Annotated in this window: 18 protein-coding genes; 3 read left to right on the plus strand and 15 right to left on the minus strand. The window is 44.5% G+C overall.

Annotated elements, in window-relative coordinates:
- Positions 1 to 578: 578 nt before the first annotated feature.
- Complete coding sequence (locus tag F752_RS0106825) at positions 579 to 929, minus strand: DUF4870 domain-containing protein (protein ID WP_017730982.1); 351 nt, start codon at positions 927 to 929, stop codon at positions 579 to 581.
- A gap of 347 nt (positions 930 to 1276) precedes the next feature.
- Between F752_RS0106825 and F752_RS0106830 the strand changes: the two genes are divergently transcribed.
- Complete coding sequence (locus tag F752_RS0106830) at positions 1277 to 2389, plus strand: WG repeat-containing protein (RefSeq protein WP_017730983.1); 1113 nt, start codon at positions 1277 to 1279, stop codon at positions 2387 to 2389.
- Between the two features lie 3 nt (positions 2390 to 2392).
- Here the strand turns inward: F752_RS0106830 and F752_RS0106835 are convergent, their stop codons facing one another.
- The 11 genes from F752_RS0106835 to F752_RS0106895 all read right to left on the minus strand — a co-directional run bounded on the left by F752_RS0106835 (position 2393) and on the right by F752_RS0106895 (position 18413).
- On the minus strand, positions 2393 to 2662 hold the full coding sequence (locus F752_RS0106835; RefSeq protein ID WP_152425057.1) for a DUF2007 domain-containing protein: 270 nt from the start codon (positions 2660 to 2662) through the stop codon (positions 2393 to 2395).
- 121 nt (positions 2663 to 2783) lie between these two features.
- Entirely contained in the window at positions 2784 to 4589 is a 1806-nt protein-coding gene (locus F752_RS0106840) for an AMP-dependent synthetase/ligase (protein ID WP_017730985.1), read from the minus strand.
- 202 nt (positions 4590 to 4791) lie between these two features.
- Positions 4792 to 6636: a tetratricopeptide repeat protein gene (locus tag F752_RS0106850; RefSeq protein ID WP_017730986.1), complete on the minus strand. Its 1845-nt coding sequence runs from the start codon at positions 6634 to 6636 to the stop codon at positions 4792 to 4794.
- A gap of 368 nt (positions 6637 to 7004) precedes the next feature.
- Positions 7005 to 8699 carry an Ig-like domain-containing protein gene (locus F752_RS0106860; protein ID WP_017730988.1) on the minus strand — a complete coding sequence of 565 codons (1695 nt, stop codon included), beginning with the start codon at positions 8697 to 8699 and terminating at the stop codon, positions 7005 to 7007.
- 4 nt (positions 8700 to 8703) lie between these two features.
- Positions 8704 to 9582, minus strand: a complete 879-nt coding sequence (locus tag F752_RS0106865) for a class I SAM-dependent methyltransferase (RefSeq protein WP_017730989.1) — start codon at positions 9580 to 9582, stop codon at positions 8704 to 8706.
- A gap of 15 nt (positions 9583 to 9597) precedes the next feature.
- On the minus strand, positions 9598 to 11460 hold the full coding sequence (mnmG, locus tag F752_RS0106870) for a tRNA uridine-5-carboxymethylaminomethyl(34) synthesis enzyme MnmG (RefSeq protein WP_017730990.1): 1863 nt from the start codon (positions 11458 to 11460) through the stop codon (positions 9598 to 9600).
- A gap of 109 nt (positions 11461 to 11569) precedes the next feature.
- Positions 11570 to 12007: an rRNA maturation RNase YbeY gene (ybeY, locus tag F752_RS0106875; protein WP_017730991.1), complete on the minus strand. Its 438-nt coding sequence runs from the start codon at positions 12005 to 12007 to the stop codon at positions 11570 to 11572.
- A gap of 1 nt (position 12008) precedes the next feature.
- Positions 12009 to 12410: an ATP-binding protein gene (locus F752_RS0106880; protein ID WP_026135574.1), complete on the minus strand. Its 402-nt coding sequence runs from the start codon at positions 12408 to 12410 to the stop codon at positions 12009 to 12011.
- 22 nt (positions 12411 to 12432) lie between these two features.
- Positions 12433 to 15744, minus strand: coding sequence for a DUF4175 family protein (locus F752_RS0106885; RefSeq protein ID WP_017730993.1), 3312 nt, complete (start codon positions 15742 to 15744; stop codon positions 12433 to 12435).
- A 57-nt stretch (positions 15745 to 15801) separates the two neighbouring features.
- The gene (locus F752_RS0106890; protein ID WP_017730994.1) at positions 15802 to 17571 is read right to left on the minus strand and encodes an ABC transporter substrate-binding protein; all 1770 of its coding nucleotides are present in this window, start codon (positions 17569 to 17571) and stop codon (positions 15802 to 15804) included.
- Positions 17572 to 17651: 80 nt separating this feature from the next.
- Positions 17652 to 18413: an exodeoxyribonuclease III gene (locus F752_RS0106895; protein WP_017730995.1), complete on the minus strand. Its 762-nt coding sequence runs from the start codon at positions 18411 to 18413 to the stop codon at positions 17652 to 17654.
- A gap of 327 nt (positions 18414 to 18740) precedes the next feature.
- Here F752_RS0106895 and F752_RS0106900 point away from each other — a divergent pair, with 327 nt between their 5' ends.
- Entirely contained in the window at positions 18741 to 19415 is a 675-nt protein-coding gene (locus F752_RS0106900) for an endonuclease III domain-containing protein (RefSeq protein ID WP_017730996.1), read from the plus strand.
- Here the strand turns inward: F752_RS0106900 and F752_RS0106905 are convergent.
- A complete protein-coding gene (locus F752_RS0106905) occupies positions 19399 to 19782 on the minus strand; it encodes a hypothetical protein (RefSeq protein WP_017730997.1) in 384 nt (127 codons plus the stop codon). The two genes, F752_RS0106900 and F752_RS0106905, sit on opposite strands and share 17 nt — an antisense overlap.
- Positions 19775 to 20131: a carboxymuconolactone decarboxylase family protein gene (locus tag F752_RS0106910; protein WP_017730998.1), complete on the minus strand. Its 357-nt coding sequence runs from the start codon at positions 20129 to 20131 to the stop codon at positions 19775 to 19777. Before F752_RS0106910 ends, F752_RS0106905 begins: the two co-directional genes overlap by 8 nt.
- 133 nt (positions 20132 to 20264) lie before the next feature.
- On the opposite strand from F752_RS0106910, the gene F752_RS0106915 reads away from it, so the two are divergent.
- Positions 20265 to 20951: an amidophosphoribosyltransferase gene (locus F752_RS0106915; RefSeq protein WP_026135575.1), complete on the plus strand. Its 687-nt coding sequence runs from the start codon at positions 20265 to 20267 to the stop codon at positions 20949 to 20951.
- A gap of 53 nt (positions 20952 to 21004) precedes the next feature.
- On the opposite strand, the gene gldJ is transcribed toward F752_RS0106915, so the two are convergent.
- Positions 21005 to 22201 carry a gliding motility lipoprotein GldJ gene (gldJ, locus tag F752_RS0106920; protein ID WP_017731000.1) on the minus strand — a complete coding sequence of 399 codons (1197 nt, stop codon included), beginning with the start codon at positions 22199 to 22201 and terminating at the stop codon, positions 21005 to 21007.
- Between the last annotated feature and the right edge of the window lie 28 nt (positions 22202 to 22229).

Raw genomic sequence — 22229 nt, forward strand, 5'->3', positions numbered from 1 at the left:
AGCTAATTTATTCTGAAGCTATTTTATTCTGGCTTCTCAAGCGAAGACTGCTACTGCTTAGCTGCCTTTTTTCTCTCCTTTTTTCCAAAAGCGAATGCAAAGGTAAAGGATGTTTTGCTTCGCTGCAAGCTTTTCGTGAAGATTTATTTCTGAAGTTTCTCAGCAGCTTTATCGCCTACTCTCTTCCATTCCTCCTCTCAAATTCCGCCTCAATCTCGCTGCCTCCTGGCCTGCTGCCGTAAGGGGAGTGCAAAGGTAGAAAAACTTATTAAACCTGCAAACACTCTTTTGAAAATATTGTTAACTTTTCCTTTTTGTCTGTCCACGGCCGCTGTATAACTTCCATTTCTATGCTGCCCCACAAAAAATAACCATTCTGGTTTCTGTTCCACCATGACAGCTTCTCTTACAGGATTATTTTTCTTCTGCAGGTTTATCTGGTAACTTTTTCCGTTCAAAGGCAAAAGTGGGTTCCCTTCAGAAAAAGCTTTCCTACACTTTTGGAGGAATACAGGCCGTGGAATCCCACTGTTTTTGCAGATATGGGCTGATAAAATTCCAAGCTTGCTTCTTTCGGCTTATTTATATTTAATGAAGCGGATGGTTAACGGATAAACGAAAAAGCCTCCTTTATCTGCCAGTAAAGCAGCTTTTATCATCATTACTACCTGGAAAATTAATATTACAGGGATTATTATTACCCCGATAAAAACAAAAAGCAACAAAGAGGCTATTAGCACATATATAGTTACTGAAATCTGGAAGTTGAGAGCTTCCCTTGCATGTTCTTCAAGTAAAATGGAATGTTCTTTTTTTAGCAGCCATACCAGCAGGGGTCCTACAATGTTTCCGAAGGGAAAGGCAAAGCCAGCAAAACCACTGAGGTGGGCAATAAGGATCCATTGTTTTTCATTAAAAGCACTTTCCATACTTTATTCTTTTGGGTTTTCTCTTTTCTGAAAGTCTGGCTTTTTTGCTCTTGCTGACCTTTCCTCGCTGGAAGATTTCCAATCTCCTCCTCTCCCAAAGGAACAGCCTCTGACTCACTTCAGAAAAAATTAATTATTTTTATGTACTAAATATTTTATGCTAGCCTTTATTCCTTTACGTTCTTACTGCCAGCGGTTTAAGATATATGTTCACAATGTAGTATTTATTCGCCATAATGGTGAACTTTACATATCAAATTATGCTAAACCAGGGGTTAGCTGAATTTCAAAAGTTTAGCGAACACATACCCTGTTTATTGATTATTCTTTATAAACCTTCTTCTTAAATGAAGAATAAGTTTGTTCGGCAGTTTTATTCAATGCTTTTAATGAGAATCCTTTTGTTTTTTATATATCTCCTGGGGTGGGTAGCGTTGGCTGGTGTGCCGGCTGTGGCGCAGGAACTTTATCCTATGAGGAACTTTAATAAATGGGGCTATATCAATAGCGAGGGCCGGTGGATTATTCCTCCCCAGTATGAAATGGCGCTTAATTTTTCAGATGGCCTTGCTCTGGTAAAAGATACCTATAAGGGTGGAGAAGTATGGGATGTTATTAATGAAAAAGGGGAAAAGGTAATCCAGTCGGAGTACTATGGTTATGGTATTTTCCTTAAAATATACGACTACCGTATTTCTATCAAACCTAACCAGCAGTTTACTGAAGGACTTATTCCGGTGGCTATTGAAATTATGGATCCGAATTATAAAGGGGAAACGGTAAGCGGTTTTCTGAATAAAGAGGGCGAGCTGGAAGTTTATGGCTACTACGATAAGGTTTATAGTTTCCATGATGGATATGCCGTTGCAGAAAAAGACGGGAAGTTTGGTTTTATTGATAAGACGGGCGAGTGGGTTATCAATCCGACCTATGCCATGGCCGGTTCTTTTTCGAATGGTTTAGCTCCTGTACTGGATGAGAAAAGCCGGAAATGGGGCTTCATTAATAAAAAAGGTGAGTGGACAATTAAACCACAGTTCAGTAAAGCCAAAGAATTCTCCGATGGACTTGCAGCTGTCTGGAAGGACTTTAAGTGGGGATATATTAATGTGTATGGCGAGTATATTGTTCCTCTGCAGTTCCGGATTGCAGAATCGTTCTCCGATGGATATGCATATGTAGGAAAAGACAATTCTTACTACTTCATCAATAAAAATGGAGAAAAGGCTTTTTCAGATGAATTATATGGAAAACTCTGCTTTACCAGACCTTTTGTAAATGGAGCTGCTTTAATGGCCATTGCTCCGGACGGACGCAGTTGTTTCAATTTTGAAGTTGCAGAAGAGGTTATTATTCTCCAGGACACAAATCTGTTGCTGTACCTGGATACCAATGGGGATGTTATTTATAAGCAGGAAATGGAAGAATATTATACGGTCAATAAAATCAGGAGACCTTAATCTTTACTCCCCTTCCAGTGCAGGTTCATCAGTGGCTGCTCCTGCATGGAAAATATTTTTTACCAGGGCTTCTGCCTTCAAAAAATCATCTTCCGAAACAAAAACCTCTGCAGAATGATCAGCTTCGACGGACATCCAGCCGGCTAAAAAATTCTCCTGCAGGTGATTTCGAACGAGTGAACCAATGGCGTTTTCGCTGAGGTAGTCATGAACCTGATCGGCCTCAACAGCTGAGCCTTTAAAAACAGCTATGTATCCTTTCTCTTTCATCATCCTTCTGTTTTAGATTGAAAACTTCTAGCCCGAAGTAAGAAATAAACCAGCTTGCTCCCGGAATGTTAGCCTATAACTAAAAAATAAAAACCGGCACAAATTGCTTGTACCGGTTAAGAATTTAAACTGCTTCAGCTTCCTGCTTACGGTCTTGTTCAGGATACTCTCCAGCATAAATTTCCTGAATAAGTGCCTCATTTTTTTGATGAATGGCCTTCCGCTTTAGTTTAAGGGTGGGGGTTAATTCTCCACTTTCAATCGTCCATTGCTCTGGTAATAAGCGGTATTGCTTTATCTTTTCGTACTGGGCAAAATCTTCATTCGCTTTATCGATTTCACGATGGAATTTATTCTGAACCTGCGGATGCCGGAGCATGGCAACATTATTCGTATACTCCACCTGCTTTACTTTACACCACTCCCGCAGGTTATCGAAATTGGGCACCACCAGGGCAGCCGGAAAACGCTCCCCTTCTCCTACCACCATTACCTGCTCAATAAGAGTCGATTCTTTTAACTTATTTTCCAGCACCTGCGGGGCTATGTATTTACCACCTGAGGTTTTAAACATTTCTTTTTTACGATCGGTAATCGCAAGGAAACGCCCTTCCCTCAACTCTCCTACATCGCCCGTGTGAAACCATCCATCTTTATCGATTACTTCGGCGGTTAGCTCAGGTTTATTGTAATAGCCTTTCATTACGTTAGGGCCTTTAACCAGTATTTCTCCATCTTCGGCAATCTTTACTTCCACCCCATCGAGTAACTCTCCCACGGTTCCTACCCGTACCCTCTCCGGATCGAGGCGGGTAAAGGCAACTCCCGGCGAAGTTTCGGTAAGGCCGTATGCTTCACAAACCGGAATCTGGCCTGCCCAGAAGACTCTTCCTAAGCGTGGTTGAAGGGCCGCAGCGCCCGATACAATCATTTTTACATTGCCCCCAAGGGCTTCCCGCCATTTGCTAAAGATGAGTTTATTGGCCAGCTTTAACTGAAAGTTGTACCACCAGCTATTTTCTTTATGCGGCTCATATTCATCTCCAAGCCGAAGTGCCCAGAAAAAGAGTGCTCGCTTTGCTCCGGTCAGCTCCATTCCTTTAGCCACTATCTTATCATACACCTTCTCCAGCAGACGTGGAACAGTGGTAAACATTTCGGGCTGAACTTCCTTCAGGTTTTCCCCAATTGTTTCCATGCTTTCGGCATAATAAATGGGGAGGCCTCTGTTGATATAAGAATAAACTGCCGTACGTTCGAAAATATGACAGATGGGTAAAAAACTTAATGCTTTGCCATTTGCGCTAAGATTAGGAAAAATATCTGCCACTGCCTGCGCATTACTCATAATATTCCGGTGTGTTAGCATTACCCCTTTTGGATTACCGGTAGTACCGGAGGTATAGATAAGGGTAAGCAAATCGTCCTCTTTCACCTGAGCCTTTAATGGCTCCAGCTGCTCAGGGTCTTCGCCCTCACCCTTTTTAGCCAGTTCGCTCCAGTGTTGGGCACCCTTTACCTGCTCGAAAGTATAGATACCACGGATGTTCATTCCTTCTGTGGCCTGCTCTACCTTTCTAAGGAGCTCTTCATCGGCCACAAAAACCATTTTAACACCGGCATCTTCAAAAATGTAGCGGTAATCCCTGATGGTGATGGTTGGATACATAGGCACACTTACCGCCCCCAGCTGCTGCATACCAAAATCCACAAAGTTCCACTCAGGTCGGTTAGGAGATATAATGGCTATTTTATCGTCCTTTACAATTCCTTCTTTTTTCAGGCCAATACTCATCCGATTTGCGATATCGACGAAGTCCTGGCTGCTGTACTCAACCCATTGGCCATTACGTTTGTGTGCCAGCATATTGGGTTTTGGATTCTGTGCTAACAGCTGAGGAAGGAGGTCAAAAAGTCTGGTTGGCTTCATGCTTTTACAGGTAATTTTAACATACAGGAATATATTAAAATTAAAGAATGAATGAAAGCCTTATCTTAAAAATTTATTCTGATTAAATCCTGTTTATTAAAATAATGTAGTAACTGCACATGTTCGGAAACAGGATTGGCTGGAGAGCAGCCGGCAGCTTTCTTTTCATGCGCCCGTTTTTCCTGTTCGGGAAAAGAAAGGACTAATTCGGGAAATCGCCGCGCAGGGTTCGAAAACGCTTACGGGCATCCGAGACATACACACTACCTGGATAAAGGCTTAGAAACTCACGATAATACTCCATAGCCTGTTGTTTGTTATCCAGGTATTCCTCGTATATGCGGGCTCGCTGGTAAAAGGCATCATCGCCCAAAACATCCTGACCCCAGTTTTGTGTAATTTGGGTAAGCTTGTCCACAGCCAGGCTATAGTTGCCCAGCTCAAGTGCAATCTTCGCCTGTAAATTCAGTACCTCATCTGTAAGGCTGTGCCCCCTAAATTCTGAAAGCAGGCTGTCGAGCGACTGCAGGGCAGCTTCTTTTTTGTTCTGGAAGAGCAGTAATTCCGCATCTGCATATTGCTTCATGGCCCTGTCGGACGTATCGAGTGCGCTATTGGTCTTGATTAAGAGACTCAGCGCCATGGCGTCGTTGGCAATTTCGCGGGTGGTGGCTTCTTTCAGTACGTCTAAATGACCCTGGGCAAGGGCAAATTCTCCTTTATAGTAGGATAGCTTAGCATTTTTAAGCTTTGCCTCATACCCGAGTGGTTCATCCTTATGTTCCTTTTCAACCTGTGAATAAAGAAGGGTGGCTTCCCATGGTTCACCAGCCAAAAGGTAGATATCGCCCAGTGCCAGTTTACTTTGTGCCCTCAGGTTTTCATCGACACGGGGAGCAGCTATGATGGTTTTGAGGATACTGATGGCCGAGTCTTTCTGGTCAAGATAAAACGCATGCAGCATGGCCTTACTGTTAAGTGCTTCGAGGGAGGTGTTATTGATACCTATTTCCTTTACCAGCTGCTCATAATCTTTTACAAGCTTTACAATTTCCTGCCTGTCTACCGGGTAAGTATTCTTTACCAGTTCCTCTCTTGCCTTTATTACATAGCGGCGAGCCACATAGTAGGCATTTCCCTGCCTGAACTCATCGGCAATATATTCGAAAATTTGTATGGCCTCCGGGTAAGCCTGGTTATCCAGGGCAATAATGCCTAAATCAATTAATTCAGATGCGCCTGTCTGCAGGCGTTTTTGCATCGCTCTGGCCTGGACAAAAGCACCATAAAAGTTTTTCTGCTGTACGTTTACCCAAATCAGTAAATCGGAGAAATGGAGGTTATCTGGATTCTTCTGTACCTTTTCGAATAAAATTCTTTTAAATGCCTCTAAATCTTCTGGTTCTGAGAGTGAAGCCTGGAGCATATTCTTTACATACTCCATATTCCGGGGGTTTTGCTCAATATAGCGAAAGTATTCGCTAATCATTTTCTCTTTTTCGCCCATAGCTCTGTAGATATTTGCCATCTGTAAAGCATAGGCACCAGTTTCATCTTTTTGCACTTCCCGGGCCCGCTGGTACGTCTGCAGGGTTCTATCGTATAAGCGCTTGTTGAAAAAGAGTTGGGCAACTAAATTGGTTTTATAATTATTGCTGATGGCTGCACTTATAATCTCTTCGTACAGCTTATTCGCTTTTTTTGTCTCTCCCTGCAGTTCGTAAAGACGGGCCAGGTCTATCTGGTACATTTCCGGATTAGCGTGGCTCTTTACCTGTCGCTCCAGGTAGTTTTCGGCATCTTTATAAGCCTGGGTACTTATTAACAGCTCCAGGTAATTATCGTGGATAAAAGGAACGTTCTCGCTGTTCTTGACGAGGGTTTCATACATCGAAAGCGCTTTTTCTGTTTCACCCTGCTCGAAATACTGGTTGGCAAGCCGAATATCTTCCTGATCCTGTGCATAAGAAGCAGGAACAAGCCAGATGAGCATTGCACAAAGGGCAAAAAAGAATCGGAACGAGCTAATTTTTTCACTTATACACATTATCCCCTGCCTAATTATTAATATTGGTTCAATTTATAAATAAGTTATTATATCTATTAAGGTGTGAATTCGTGGATAAGTTTCTGAATTGCCTTTCTCAGTTTTGTATTTTACAGCCTTTTCTGAAAAATGGCGCTTTTTAAAAACTTTTAACCTTTTAAAAATCAATTAGTTATATACTTGTTCTTAAAGTAGTACATGAATATTTTATGAAGTTTAGAATGGTGGGTAATTGTGGAAAGGCGGGTGAATTGTTTCTGCTAAGTGGCCGACTTTACACACATCCGATTTCCACGAGAGGCAACTGTGTATTATTGCCTTTTTATCCACCCCCTGTTTCCACACTTTCCACTACTTATACACATCGTTTATTCACGTACTTCTATTTCTTTCAGTTCCCAGTTTGCCTTTAGGCTAATTGTTTCATCCAGTAGAATTACAGGTTCAGGCTCTATCCTTTCGTAGATATTACCCGGATCCCACTGTCCGTTTTCATTTTCATCTATCAGCACTCTTATGCGGTACTCCCCGGGTGCTACATAATTAAAGGTAAAGTTGTGTTGATTCTCCACTTCTTTTACCACTTTAAAGGTATTGGCATCAAGGAGCTGAATGGTGAAGGAATCTGCCTCGCTGGAAAAGCGGCCCTGTAGCAGTCCAAAGTTTTTAGCATCTGCCCAGCGGTAGCTTAGTTCAGATGCTTTGGAGCTGTCCTGTTCTGCACTAATAAAAGCAGCTTTGCCTAAATGCAGGCTAAACCCGTTTGTCGCCGTTGGCTGCACTGGTATTTCTTCCTGTAGTGAAGCTTTTTCTGATGACTGGTTTGCGATAGTTTTTGTTGGCTCGAGAAGTTTATTGATCTCCAGTCTGTCGCGCCGGCTGTTCCACGTGAAGTCTTTTTCAGGCACAATCTGCACGGTCGTAAGACTATCGTAGCGGATAAAAAGGCTGTCGGTATTTACTTCCTTCACAGGTTTCGTAAAGGAAATGGTGGCGGTAAAATCTTTTTCTACAGCAGCTCCTGACTTTGGTATAACAGTATACTCGAAAGGGCCTTTCTCCCGCTTGCTCTCCTGGAATTTAACATAGACTGTATCCTGTAACTGCTGGCCCAGTGAATCGGTTAATGAGAGAAAAGTAGCAAGACTATCCTGTATAGGCCATGCATTATACACCCTGATAGTTTTATTTTCTTCCACCAGGTTGCTGTAGAGCGGTTCTTCTGTTTCTTCCAGTGGTTGTAGCTCATAATCTTTTACTGCCTTATTCAGCCTGATATCAAAATAAGGGCCGGAAGGTCTGGCACTGTTAACGGCCGGTGGATTGGTGTTAATACTAAGTAAATTTATATTTAAAGAGTCTATATTTGAATTTAAGTATATTGTATCTTTAATAAATCCAAAAGGCTCATTACTCGCTTCGGTTTTCAGGTTCCTGTTGGCATCTGCGGTAGCGTACAGTAGATACTCTCCTACCTTTAGATTATTAAACTGAAAAAAACCTGTTTCATCTGTTTTTGAAAGATAGTAAGGCCTGCTGTTAAAAATATTAAGGGTATCCTTTGCACGGTAGAGGCCTACCAGCGCATCGGCTACCGGCTCTCCGGTTAAGAGCCGTTGTACGGTGCCTGAAATTGACATAGAATCAAGGAATGCTCCGGTACTAAATGCGAGCTGCAAATCTTCTACCGGATTTCCTTCGTTTAAATCTGAAATTCCCTCACGAAAGCTAAGGGTATAAGTAGTATTTGTATCGAAAGGTTGTTGGAAAAGGAGTTCAACCGTATTTTTATTTATTTTGGTTTTATACTCTCCTTGTATGGAGGGCGTAATAATGAGCTGATTTGCCAGGTCTTTTACCTGTACCGCTTCATTAAATTCAAGCCGTACAATTCTTTCATTATAATGCACGGCCCCACCTGTAGGATTTACCTTTACCAGTGCCGGCGGAATGGTGTCTTTAGGACCTCCGGTGGGCGTGCTGATATTTGCACAGGAGGTAACAAAGACCTGAATAAAGAAATAAATGCCTGCGATAACAATCCAGTAGTTGCGCTTTCTCATGCTGCTATTTACTGATGATATAGATTAAACTTGAATAGTTATTTGATGTACGTGCTTTTAAATTGGAGCGAAGGCCTACCAAGCTGGCTTTGGCCATATTAGGCTTCCCGGTTTTATGCTTTTCGCTTAGCATACTTACGTAATAGGCATCCAGCTTCATGGGGACAACTGCCTGTATATGCATATCAAATTTTCTCCACCATTGCTCCATGGTCTGTTGGGTGAAATGGTACAAATGACGGGGTACATCATAAGCTGCCCAGTACTCCTGATAATATTGTGCATCATACGATTCGGAATTCGGAACGGCCACGAAAAGCATTCCCTTCGGCGCAAGTAGCTCTTTTATTTTTAAGCAGCTTTCTTCCAGATTAGAAATATGCTCCAGCACATGCCAAAGGGTAATGGCCTGGAACTGCTTTTCTTTTGTAACAGCATCAAGTGAGGCAAACAGGGGTTGTTGAACAAGCTGTTCGGCCTGGGCCCGGGCTTTATCATTTACCTCTACCCCGCTAACGGTCCATTTAAGCTTTTTATTATAGTCAATAAACTCTCCTGTTCCGCAGCCTATATCCAGCAGTCTTCCTTTCTTTCCCCACTTTCCGATAAGCCTGCTTTTCTGCTGAATGGTGTAGATTCTCGCCAGTTTATAAAGGTTATTAATCAGGTTGTTTCCTTCATTTGTATGGGAGATATAATCTTCCGATTCATAATACTTTCCTAATTCACTTTCTACCGGTCTTGGGTTGGTAAACCTGAATCCGCAATGGTTGCAGGAAACAATTCTAAAGCTTTCCTGGCTCACCGAAAAGTCTTTCAGTTTTTTATACAAAGTAAAGTGCCCGCTCTTGCAAAGCGGGCATTGGTTGAGGTGTTCTTCCATTTTTCTGATGGACTATTATCTTCCTAAATAAATCATGATGATGGAAATATCGGCCGGCGATACTCCACTTATTCGGCTTGCCTGCCCGATAGTAGCAGGCTTCATTTTGTGTAGTTTCTGCCGTGCTTCTGCCGAGAGTGCTGTAATTTTATGGTAGTCGAAATCTTCGGGTATCCTGTGGTTCTCCAAGCTGCCCATTTTTTCGGCCAGCTTTTCTTCTTTATCTATGTAATTATCGTATTTGATCTGGATTTCTGCCTGTTCCAGCACTTCTTTGCTATATTTTTTCAGGTATTGTGCCAGCTCACTATCTAGTTGCATGAGTTCCGGCATTCCTATTTGAGGGCGTTTTAGCAGCTGCATAGCCGATACCTTCTCCCGTATAGTGGCCGTATTCAAATCTTCCAGCGTATGATTGATGGCTTCGGGCTCTACCTTTTTTAGTTTAAGGTCATTTAAAAGCCTTTTTACATCATTTCTTTTGTCGATCATTTTTTCCAGGCGCTCATCAGAGGCCAGTCCTAGTTTATGGCCGGCTTCTGTTAGCCTTAAATCTGCATTGTCCTGTCGTAGAAGAATTCTAAATTCTGCCCTGGAGGTAAACATCCGGTAAGGTTCTTCTGTTCCTTTATTGATTAGGTCGTCGATCAACACACCTATGTACGCATCGGATCTTTTTAGAATGAAAGGGTCTTTCTCGTGAACCTTGTTGTGCGCATTTATGCCGGCCACTAAGCCCTGGCAGCCGGCTTCTTCATAGCCGGTGGTGCCATTTATCTGGCCTGCAAAATAGAGGTTCTCGATGAGTTTTGTCTCCAGTGTTTGGTTCAGTTGCGTTGGCGGGAAGAAATCATACTCGATGGCATAGCCGGGCCTGAACATTTTTACATTTTCGAAGCCTTCTATTTTGCGGATGGCTTTGTACTGGATGTCCTCCGGAAGCGAGGTGGAGAAGCCATTTACATATATTTCTACCGTATTCCAGCCTTCCGGCTCTACAAATATCTGGTGGCGATCTCTTTCTGCGAAGCGGTTGATTTTATCTTCTATCGAGGGGCAATAGCGAGGACCAAGGCCTTTGATGCGCCCGTTAAACATAGGAGAACGATCAAATCCTTCCTGCAGGCTTTCATGAACTGCTGTATTGGTATAGGTAATATAGCAGCTTCTTTGCTCTTTTAAGGGAGCAGTTGTAAGGTAAGAGAAGCATCCTGGCTCTTCATCGCCAAACTGTTCTTCCATTTTGCTATAATCAAGCGAGCGGCCATCTACTCTTGGGGGTGTTCCGGTTTTCATTCGGCCTGCCTCGAAACCTAAACTTACCAGTTGCTCAGTTAATCCGGTTGCTGCTTTCTCGCCTGTTCTACCTCCGCCAAATTGTTTTTCACCTATATGGATGATGCCATTTAAGAAGGTTCCATTGGTGAGCACTACGGCTTTTGCCTTTATTTCCAGACCCATTCCTGTCTTTATTCCGACCACTCTCCCATCCTTCACCATTAATTCGCGCACCATTTCCTGCCAAAAATCCACGTTTGGGGTCTGTTCCAGCGCCAGGCGCCACTCTTCTGCAAAGCGCATCCGGTCATTCTGACTCCTTGGGCTCCACATGGCTGGTCCTTTCGATTTATTCAGCATCCGGAATTGAATCATTGACTTGTCCGATATAATACCGGACATGCCTCCCAATGCATCTATTTCTCGCACTATCTGGCCTTTGGCTACTCCTCCCATTGCAGGGTTACATGACATTTGGGCAATCGTATTCATGTTCATGGTCGCCAGCAAAACTTTCGAGCCCATTTTAGCTGCTGCATGTGCTGCCTCACATCCTGCATGGCCGGCACCTACTACTATTACATCGTAATCTGGAAACATATACTCTTTCTCTATTGATGTTCCACGTGGAACAGTTTGCTGAACAAAATAAAACTGTTCCACGTGGAACAGCTATGAATTGTCTTAATGGAAATACAAAATTAGGGAATTATTGGTTCTCAAAAGGAAGCAAGAGAGATAAAGATTGGTCTTCTTCCTGTCGCATCACCTTCTGTTCTTCTTCCGTTTTGTCAGGATAACCAAGTAAATGTAAAACACCGTGGATCATGACACGGTGTAGTTCTTCTTCAAAGTTTTTGGAGTATTCGGTACTGTTTTCTTTTACCCGATCGATGCTGATGAAAATATCCGCTTCAATGGAGTCTTCTTCTTCTGAATTATCAAAGGTAATAATGTCAGTGAAATAGTGGTGATCAAGGTAGTCAATGTTTATCTGTTTGAGGTAAGCATCAGAACAAAAAACGTAGTTTATTTCATTAAGATGAGCACCCTTTCTTTTAATGATTTCTTTAATCCAGTTACGGAGGATTGTCTTCTTCTTTAGATTGAACGAAATATCTTCAGAAAAAAAATGAATATTTTGCATACTAATTCATGTAGAAACTCAACTCCACCGACCGTCCCTTGTCTTTGAAGGAAACTTCATCGGCTAAGTGCTTCATCAGGAAAATGCCCCGGCCACCTGGCTTCTCAATGTTTTCAGGCGCAGTAGGATCAGGCAAATCGTTATAGTCGAAACCGGGTCCTTCATCTTCAATAATAAAAGTGATCTGGCTTTCATTTAGAATTAAGCAAAGCTTCACGTTCTTTTCCGGATCCAGTTTATTGCCATGACGGATGGCGTTATTTACCGACTCCGTAACGGCAATCATTATATTTCCATAAATTCCGTCGTCGAGCTGGTACTCCTCCTTGGCATTATCGATAAAGCTCTCAATCATGCGGATATTATCGAGTAAAGACGGAATTTCAATTTTAATGGTGCTAATCATAGGTGCTGTACGAATTTGTTTATAAACCTAGTCTTTTAAAATAGTTGTTTACTTCTTTCTTGTAATATGGATTCAGTTTCGGAGGAACAGATTTTAAAAGCTCCACTTCCTTTTCCTTTTGTCTCAGGTACTCCTCGAAAGCTTCGGGTATTTTCCGTTCATAGTCTTTCGCTGTTTCACCTTTTCGCTCATCATCTTTCCCTCTTTCCCTCATTCCCTTTTCTGTTTCCAGGAGCCGGGTTAAAATTTCCTGTTGCCTTTCAATTAACTCTCTACTCAGGCGCTTGTTAACCAAATCACTTTCTGTTTCTTCCATCTGCTCCTGTACGCCTTTATTTCCTGGCTTACTTCCCGGCTTTCCGTTGCCGTACTTTTCTTCCAGTTCCTGCAGGGCCTGCCTTATTTTTTCCTGTTCGGCGGCTAAGCGAGCCAGTTCCTCAGATAACTGCCTGCCACTCTTTCCACTTTGCTTTAGCTGCTGTATTCGCTGGTTCAGCTGCTTTTGCAAATCACTCAATTTGGGAGCACCCTCTCCCTTTTTATTTTTATTCCCGGCCTGCGGCATACCCTGGGCATTCGCCATTTGCTCCTGCATTTGCTGGAGTACATCATCGAGCAGCAGCGCCAGGTTATTCATAGAGGTCATGGTAAACTGTTGTTTACCTACTGCCTCATTCTTTTTCCGCTCCTTTATTGCGTTTACGCTTTCATCGAGGTATTTGTTCATGTCGTTCAGCTCGCGTGTAACGAAAGCCTGAATCTGGAATACTCTTTCGGCCAGGGAACGCAAACTGTCCTCTAATATAACAGCATCCTCCTGAATCTTCAATTGTTGCTGTGCAAGATTAACAAATCTGGGGTTAGATTGATTAATTTCCCTGAATTCTTTCATCAGTTCTTCCTGGCTGAAAGAGAGGGTAAGCAGGTTATCGACAATATTCCGCAAATCGTCCAGGTTTTCCTGCATCATGCTCATTTGCATGCCACTTTGCATTTCCTGCATCTTTTGCGCCATTTCCTTCATCTTTTCAGCTGCTTTTTGCTGTGCCTTTTGCGCCTTCTTATTCTTCCCTTTCTCCAGCGACTCCTGGCTTTCCTTTTGCTGCTCCTCAATTCTCTGCTGCTCTTCCTTAAAATCCTGTAAAGGGTTAGGGTTTTTTAACTCCTGGTTGAGCTGCTCGAGCTCATCCATGGATTGCTTTATCTCCTCAAACTCTTTATTCAGCTCCTGTTGTTGCTGTTGCAATTCTTCTGTCGATTGTTGCTCTTTACCTGTTTGCTCGGCCAGCTCTTCCTGCTCTTTTCTCAACTCTTCCACTTCCTGCCTGGTTTCTTCCAGCTGGTGGTCGAACTTCATTCGCTTAAATAACTCCAGCGCGCGCTCCAGTTCTTTTTCCAGATTATCTTCCTTGTTCTTTAAGTTTTCCAGCACGTTCTGGAATTCTTCCGACTGGCCTTTTTCTTCCAGTAACTTTTGTAGTTCTTCGTAGAGGCGTTTCGTTTCTTCATCCAGCAACTCATTCATTAGCTGCTGTAGCTGTTCTGCCTTTTCCTGTATCTCCTTGTTTTGCTCCTCCGAAAAGCGCTCTCTTTGTTGTTTTAGCGCTTCGCTTTCTTCGGCCAGCTTTTCCAGCTGCTCTTCCATCTTTTTCCGCTCTTCCAGAATTTCCTGCAGGAGCTTTTCATCCTGGTAATTCACCTGCTTTTTGCCTCTGAGCCGGTCTTCTGCCTGCTGTATTTTCTCTTCCAGCTTTCGAGCCTGTTGTACACTCTTATCTATACCTTCTTCTGTATTCTGTTCTGCCTTGCTGATAAGTTCTCTGAGTTCCTCTTCATTTGGTGCCTGAAGGGTATAAACAGAGGTTTGAGAGGCCTTTGGTCCATTAATGCCATCATTGTCCCACACTTTTACAAAGTATTCCAGCTGGTCGCCCTTCCTGAGTTGGAGACTATCGAGCGGCCAGCGTAAAAAGTAGCTCTGGCTAAGCTGCCTTTCCCCTAGCGGAAGAGGAATACTTTTGTAAGCCGTTGTTTCGCCCTCTCCATTTCGTTTAACCTTATAGAAGACTGACAGGCGGCTAAGGCCATAATCGTCTGCTACATTACCACCCAGCACCACTAAATTAAAGAGGGTAGTATCCGCAAAAGGCTTCAGGCTGATATCCGGGTGCCGGTCAGGAATAACCTCAATCTGGTAACGAATTGGTTCTTTATTGCTGCTCCACTGGTTAAAGAGCTTTAAACTATATTCCTGGCTCTCAAGCAGTTGTTTTTCATAGTTAATAAGCTGGTTGTCAGATGATTGTAAAACGGTATCTTTTTTTGTTTCTCCAAAAGAAATTTGAAGGCTATCTGTATAGAGGGTTTTAAACTGCCAGTTTACCCGGGTACCTTCCGGTATCTGAAAGTTGCCAACATTGGCCAGTCGCTCATTTTCTTTATTCAGGTAGGAGGGGTACTGGAGGTGTACCTGAAAATTTTGAATGGCTGGCCGCTCTACTACCGCCAGTTCATATGAGTCGGAGCTGAAACCAGCTGCCTCAAAGGAAAATTCTTTCTCTTCCTGTACTTTAGAAAAGGTATAGGAAAACAGCCCTGCCGCTTCCTGCTTCATCTTTATTTGACGGCCGTTTAACCATATATAGGAGGTGCCAGGCTGGCTTTCTCCCTCATAGCGAAGGCGGAGGGTGAAGTCTTCGTTTTTAAAGGCCTGCAGGGTTTCATTTTCAATTACAAACCGGAAGGGAGCCTGGGGGGCGAAGTCCTGCCGGTAGTGAACAATACGGGTGGCTGAATCGGTAAAGAGGCCCGGAAGAAAAACAGCCGCGGCCAGAAAAAGAAGGAGAATCGGGAGTAAATAGGGCAGGTAGCGGGTGTTGGCCTGGTAGGTAATGGCTGAATCGAAGCGGATTGGGCTTATTTCGGCCGACTTTTGCCGGATACTGGCTGCCAATAGCTGATGGCCCTGCTCCCCTTGCCGGCGGTGTAGCTGCAGGAGATTAATAAGCTTGTCGCGCACTTCAGGGAAGGAGGAGCCAATACGGGCTGCAGCCTCCTCATCGGTAAGCGCCTTGTCGAGCCTAATAAGCCTGAGCAGGGGCGATAGCACCCAGCGGTAAAGCACAATGCCGGCAGTAAAGAGGAAGGCAAAGAAAAGCACAGTACGAACTTCCCTGCTGAAATGGGCGAAATGTTCTGCAAAGCTAAACAGGAGAAAAACCGCCAGCAGTACTGCCAGCGACCAGATGCTTCCTCTCAGCAGCAGGTTCAGGAAAAACTTACGTTTGTACTTCCTGATATTTTTTATAACAACATCTTCTGCATTATGCATAGTAAAGCCTCACTTAATCTTTAAGGTACGTTTGCTAAGGGAAGCAGGTTTCTTCTTTTATTGAGAACGTAACTTCCTTGCCTGCTGAAAATAAACCTTGCTAAAATCGCGGTACTGCATGGGATTGTTAGGAAAATTCTTCACATACGACTGCAGGAGGCGGAAGCCCTCGTCATACCAGAGAACAATAATAGGAGCATCTTCCATCAGCACTTTCTCAGCCTCAATAAAATACTTATTTGCTTCACTTACAGAACGTGCCCGCAGCGCCTGCTCGTATAATTTATTGAATTTAGCACTCGAATATCTGGCAATGTTCGGGTAGGCCGGTTCGCGCTGGTGGGTATCCATATTGCCGCTGTAGAAGACCCACAGGAAGTTCTCGGGGCTGGGGAAGTCGGCATACCAGGCAGAGCGCATTACATCAAACCGACCCTGGTAAGCATTTTCCAGTAGCTGGGCAAAAGGATAGGTGGCTATTTCCACCTGAATGTTCAGGTGGTCGCTCAGTTGCTTCTGTATCTCGACTGCTACATTGGTATTTCTGTCTCCTTCGGCATTGAGCATAAACTCTACTTTAGGAAAGCCTTTTCCGTTCGGGTAGCCTGCCTTTGTCAGGTAATACCGGGCCGAATCGACATTCAGCCGGTAGCCTGGTATCTCTGAAATATTATAATCGGTGAAAACCGGTGGTGTAATACCATGATGGCCCGGTGCAAAACCTTCATTATTGAGTACAAAGGTGAGGATTTTATCCCGATCGATGGCATAGCTGATGGCTTTACGAAGATCGGGGTTGCTGAATAGTTTCCGGTTAGCGGTATTAAAAGTCAGGAACTGGGTTACCATTTCGGGCTCTCTTTGCAATTCATACCTGTTAAATTCGCCATTTCCGGTAAGGTTGCTCTCCAGAATTTCAATAATATGCTCCGTTGGGAGGCGATATATCATGTCGAGGTTGCCCTTTTTAAACTCGAATAATTCAGATTTCTTGCTATTGATAAACTGTACATTTACCGCGTCCAGGAAGGGAAGAGGATTACCATAGTGGTCTTCGCCCCAGTAATTCGGATTCTTAGGCAGCACGATAGAAATGTTTTCTTCAACATTTCCCATTTCAAATGCGCCTGTCCCTACTGCTCTTATCCGCATATCAGGCCCATATTCTTCAAGGGCCTCAGGCGGGTAAATGAAGGTGGCCGGACGGGCAAGGTTTACCAGGAAAACAGAGTTGGGTTTGGTAATACTCAGGCGGAGGGTTAAAGAGTCGAGTACTTCTATTCCTTCTACGCCAAAAGAGGGGGTTTTACCTCCTGCGGAGGCTTTAAAGTAAGCATCGGCACCTTTGAGTAAACCAGCAAAGACTGAGTAATTCTGATTAAGGGCCGACTGCGTACAAAGCTGTGTAAAGCAGAAAGCTACATCAGCCGCGGTAAGCTTCCGTCCTTTACCCCCTGGGAAAGCAGGATCGTCGTGGAAATACACATTGTCGCGTAATTTAAAGGTATATACCGTGCCGGTCGAATCGAGCGTGTAGCTTTCGGCCAGGCTGTTCTCCAGCGTCAGGTCCAGATCATTAAATTTAAACAGGCCTTCATACATCTGCGAGGCTACCCGGTAAGAGTAAACATCGGTTATACTGGGCGGAAACAGATTTTTAATATATTCTGATTCGTTAATACGGAGCACCCCTCCATAGTAGTGGCCACCTTCGCCTTCGCGCACACCAGCCTGAAGCGTTTCTTCCTGCCCTTCCTCAGAGCTGGTACAAGCTCCTGTAAAAAGAACAGTTCCGGCCAGCAGGCCCAGGTACAATAATTTTTTCATATTCGTGTATCCGTATGTAACGGTAATCTGTAATGGAATCGGAACCTTTTATGGATAATAGTAAATATAGTCCTATTTTATCATTCTATCTCCAGCACAATAGGGCAGTGGTCAGAGTGAACAACATCCGGCAGAATAGAGGCATGCTTTAGCCTGTTCTTCAGAGAGTCACTGACCATCTGGTAATCAATCCGCCAGCCTTTGTTCTTTTTTCGGGCTCCGGCTCTGTAGCTCCACCAGCTGTAGTGATGCGGGCCAGGATTAAAGTGGCGGAACGAATCGGTAAATCCTGAGGCGGCAAAACGGCTGAACCACTCCCGTTCTTCCGGAAGGAAGCCGGAGGAGTTTTTATTCCTGACCGGATCATGTATATCTATCTCCTGGTGGCAAATATTATAATCGCCACTGATGATAAGGTTTGGAATTTCCTTTTTCAGCTGTTCTGTATACTCCTGAAAATCGGCCAGCCACTGCATTTTAAATGCCTGGCGTCCATCGCTGCTCGAGCCGGAGGGCATGTACACACTTATTACCGAAAAATCATCGTAATCGGCCCTAAGTACTCTTCCTTCGCAGTCGTAGAGCTGCATATCGCAGCCGTAGTAAATATTTTTGGGTTCCTGTTTACTGAAAATAGCCACCCCGCTGTAGCCTTTTTTTTCTGCCGACATCCAGTAAAGCTGATAGCCCAGTTCCTTAAATGGCTCCTGCTCCACCTGTTCAGGTGAGGCTTTGGTTTCCTGCAGGCAAAGGATATCTGGTTTTTCATCTGCCAGCCAGTCTACAAAGCCTTTTTGCATGGCTGCACGGATGCCATTAACATTATAAGAGATTATTTTCATACCACATAAATACAGAAGTACAAGGCCTTCTGGTTCATTTCATTATCAGTTTTTCGGCTTGCAATATACAGCTGATTTTTAAGCTTTTCCTTTCTCTACTCTTCCTGCTGCGCCAGAGCGCAAGGAACCGTGTAAGCCAGCCTGGCAACATGGTAGCCAAAGAGGGAGATAAATTAATGCAAAAGCAGAAAAAGTACAAGCTTTTGAAGTGACAGAAGCTATAAAACCAACAGATTATTAACTAGTTGTACAATTTTTATATGGAGAGCCGGGCTTTGCCAGAACCACTTGCTGTTTTATGGGTTGCCTGATTAAAGTACCAGCACCATGAGCACAAGCGATAAAGCACCTTTCGATATTGATAAAGCCCTTGAACAGATTGAAAAGGCCGTAGCGCCTTACCCGAAGGCGGCGCTGTTTGACCTGTACGAGCAGGGCTTCACTTCCCTTTTTGAGCAGTTAATTGCCTGTATCATTTCCATCCGCACTTTCGATGAAGTAACCATTCCTACTGCTGAGAAACTCTTTTCGCTGGCCCGGACACCTGAAGCCATGCAGCAGCTGAGCCCGGAACAAATTGGCGCCGCGTTGCATGGCGCTACCTTTGCCGAAGCAAAAAGTTACCAGATTAAAGCCATTGCTACCGAAATAGTGGAAAGGCACGGAGGAGAGCTGAAGGCTGATTTCGAAACACTCACCGCATTTAAAGGAGTAGGTCCAAAATGTGCTAACCTGGCCTTAGGAATTGCGGCAGGGCAGGCACATATAGGAGTGGATATTCATGTACACCGGGTAACCAACCGCTGGGGCTATATAGAAGCGCCTACGCCAGAAAAGACGATGAAGGCTCTGGAAAAAAAGCTACCGGAGAAATACTGGATTACCATTAACCGTCTGTTGGTTCCTTTTGGTAAACATATCTGTACCGGCCGCCTCCCCCACTGCTCTACCTGCCCGGTAGAAAAGATGTGCCGGCAGGTAGGAGTCACTCGCCATCGTTAAGGTTAAGTCCCAGGTCCCACTCCATTTCTTTCTCAAAGTATTCCAGCACATGCATTTTCAGGAGTTTTTCCTGGTCCAGAATATCGAAATGAGGAAGCTTTTGAGTAGGCCGCCAGTGAGGCCAGCCCTGCTCGTCGAGCCCTTCCAGTTCATAAAAGCCGGAATAGCTTAGCACCTTACAGATGGCGATGTGCATGAGGTCCTGCTTCTGTTCTTTGGTAAAAGTATGTCGTCCTCTTCCCAGTTCCTGTACGCCTATTAAAAAAAGCACACCATTCAGGTCGGCAGGCTTTTTACCAATGGTATCGGCTAAATGCTGGAGCAGCCGGTTCCACTGCCGCTCCAGTTCAAGATCTTTTTTAATCATTTTTCTTCTCCTCCTCTTCCAGGGCCTCCCAGTATTCTACTGCCCTCCGTAGGTGAGGAATTACAATGGTCCCTCCTATTATGCTGGCAATAGAGAAAATCTCGAACATCTGTTCAGTGGTATAGCCTAGTTCCTTACACTTTCCGATGTGATAGCGAACGCAATCATCGCAGCGGAGCACCATTGAACATGCAAGGCCAATAGCTTCCTTGGTTTTAGTATCGAGTGCTCCCTCTGCATAGGTATTAGTGTCAAGGTTAAAAAGGCGTTTAATTACCTTGTTATCGGCAGCCATAATACGTTCGTTCATGCGGCTGCGGTATTCGTTAAAGTCGTTTACGATGCTCATAATATCTTTTTTGGCAAATATAGCCGATAGCGAAATGGATGCCTAGCCCCTGCCGGGCAATCAGCCAAAAACTGATCCACATTCGGAACCTCTCTTTTTGTTCCACGTGAAACTGTTAAAAAGCTTACACCCCATGCAGGATGTTGTCCGACAGTTTGTGAACCTTCTCTTTCCGCCCCTCTGCCTTTTGTGTGAGAGAACATTGGTGCAGGGAGAAAAATTCATGTGCACCCATTGTTTGGCGTCCCTTCCCCACTCACACCTGCATGAGCAACGGAATGAGGTTTTGGCGCAAAAGCTTTCGGCCGTACTTCCTGTGCGCTTTGTTTTATCTTATCTGCTTTACCAGAAGTCGGGGAGCACCCAAAAGCTGCTGCAGTTTCTTAAGTATAAAAATTATCCGGAAGTAGGGCGAGTGATTGGGCGGCAGTTTGGAGGTCGGCTTCAGGAGAAAGGCTACGGAGAGGCTTTTGATGTAGTGATACCTGTTCCTCTACACCCGAAGAAACAGCGCCAGCGCGGGTATAACCAGAGCGAAGAATTTGCGAAAGGCCTGTCGGAGGTATTGGAAATTCCTTACACCACCGATTGGGTAATAAGGAAAGAAGCTAGCAGTACCCAAACCCGAAAAAGCAGGCTGGATCGGTGGTTAAATGTTGCAACTATTTTTGACGTTCCGGAGCAGGAAAAAGTGAAGGGAAAACGCATTTTGCTGGTGGATGATGTAGTAACGACAGGTGCTACCCTGGAAGCCTGTGCCACCGCTCTGCTGGAAGGGGGGTGTAAAGAATTAAGTGTAGGGGCTATTGCAGTGGCATAAAAAAAGCTCCTGAAGGAAGTACCTCAGGAGCTCTCTCTATAAATTAGATTCTCTTAGTAATTGGCGCCGGCGCTAATCATGGCACAACGGAAACCAATGGTAGCTGTTGCAGAGTCCTGCTCGAGGAAGCGGCGGGTACCTGGAGATAGCCAGTAGGCTACATCTTTCCATGAACCACCTTTAAATACTCTTACTTCGTCGGTAATAAGTGAGTTGAAGCCTTCTGCATCATACATTTCTTCACTATCCATATAGCCATCTCTGCGGACCGGGTTCAGGTCGTCGAAGTCCTGGAACGAAAGCGGACGGTACACGTCCTGCACCCATTCGTTTACGTTACCGGCCATATTGTACAGACCAAAGTCATTTGGTGGATATTCGTAGATATAGGCGGTAATCATGGCGCCGTCGTTCAGCTTACCGGCAATACCCGCATAGTCACCACGGCCACGTTTAAAGTTAGCGAGAAAGTAGCCCATTTCTTTTCCGTAAGGATTACGGAGAGAGTGGCCATCCCATGGATATAATCTCTTGTGCGTCTGGTTTTCGTCGAGCCACTGAGTTCCGATTAAAGCCTGTGCAGCATACTCCCATTCAGCTTCGGTAGGAAGGCGGAAGTCGGGCAGTACAACACCGGTTTCAAGCGGAATACGACCGCCGGCAGTTTCCGGAATATCTTCAAGACCATTTTCTTCGGCCAGCTTCTGGTTTACCACTGCGGTACGCCATTTGGTATAGTCATTCGCCTGTAGCCAGGTAACACCTACCACCGGGTGGTAGCGGAAGCCAGGGTAGCGAAGGTAATGCTCAACATAGGGGTCGTTGAACGCGAGTTCTTTTGCCCAAACAGTAGTATCGGGCAGGGCTGACTCATAAAATTCGCGGGAAGAGTCTAACTGAATGTAGTACAGATACTCCAGCCAGTGAACGTTGGCTACTTCCGTTTCGTCCATATAAAAGGAAGCGACGGTAACAGTCCGTTCAAGGTTATCGCGCGAGTTAAGGATATCTTCTTCAAAAGAGCCTAATGTAGTACGGCCACCCTGAATAAACACCATGTTAGGAGCAGCAGGCTGCCCCTGGAAATCTGTCACCTGGAATCCTCCATCCTCGTTATATTCCAGCCCGGTAGTGGTACTTGCCAGGCCAGGGTTGACAGCATCCGGCTTATTACTGCCACAAGAGGTGAGTATAGCAATGCCGCACAGAACGCTCGACAAGCCCTTGAACACGCTCACAATTTTAGTCATAACACTTAACTATTTATTCACACAAAGT

This window comes from Nafulsella turpanensis ZLM-10 (assembly GCF_000346615.1).
Lineage (GTDB): Bacteria > Bacteroidota > Bacteroidia > Cytophagales > Cyclobacteriaceae > Nafulsella > Nafulsella turpanensis.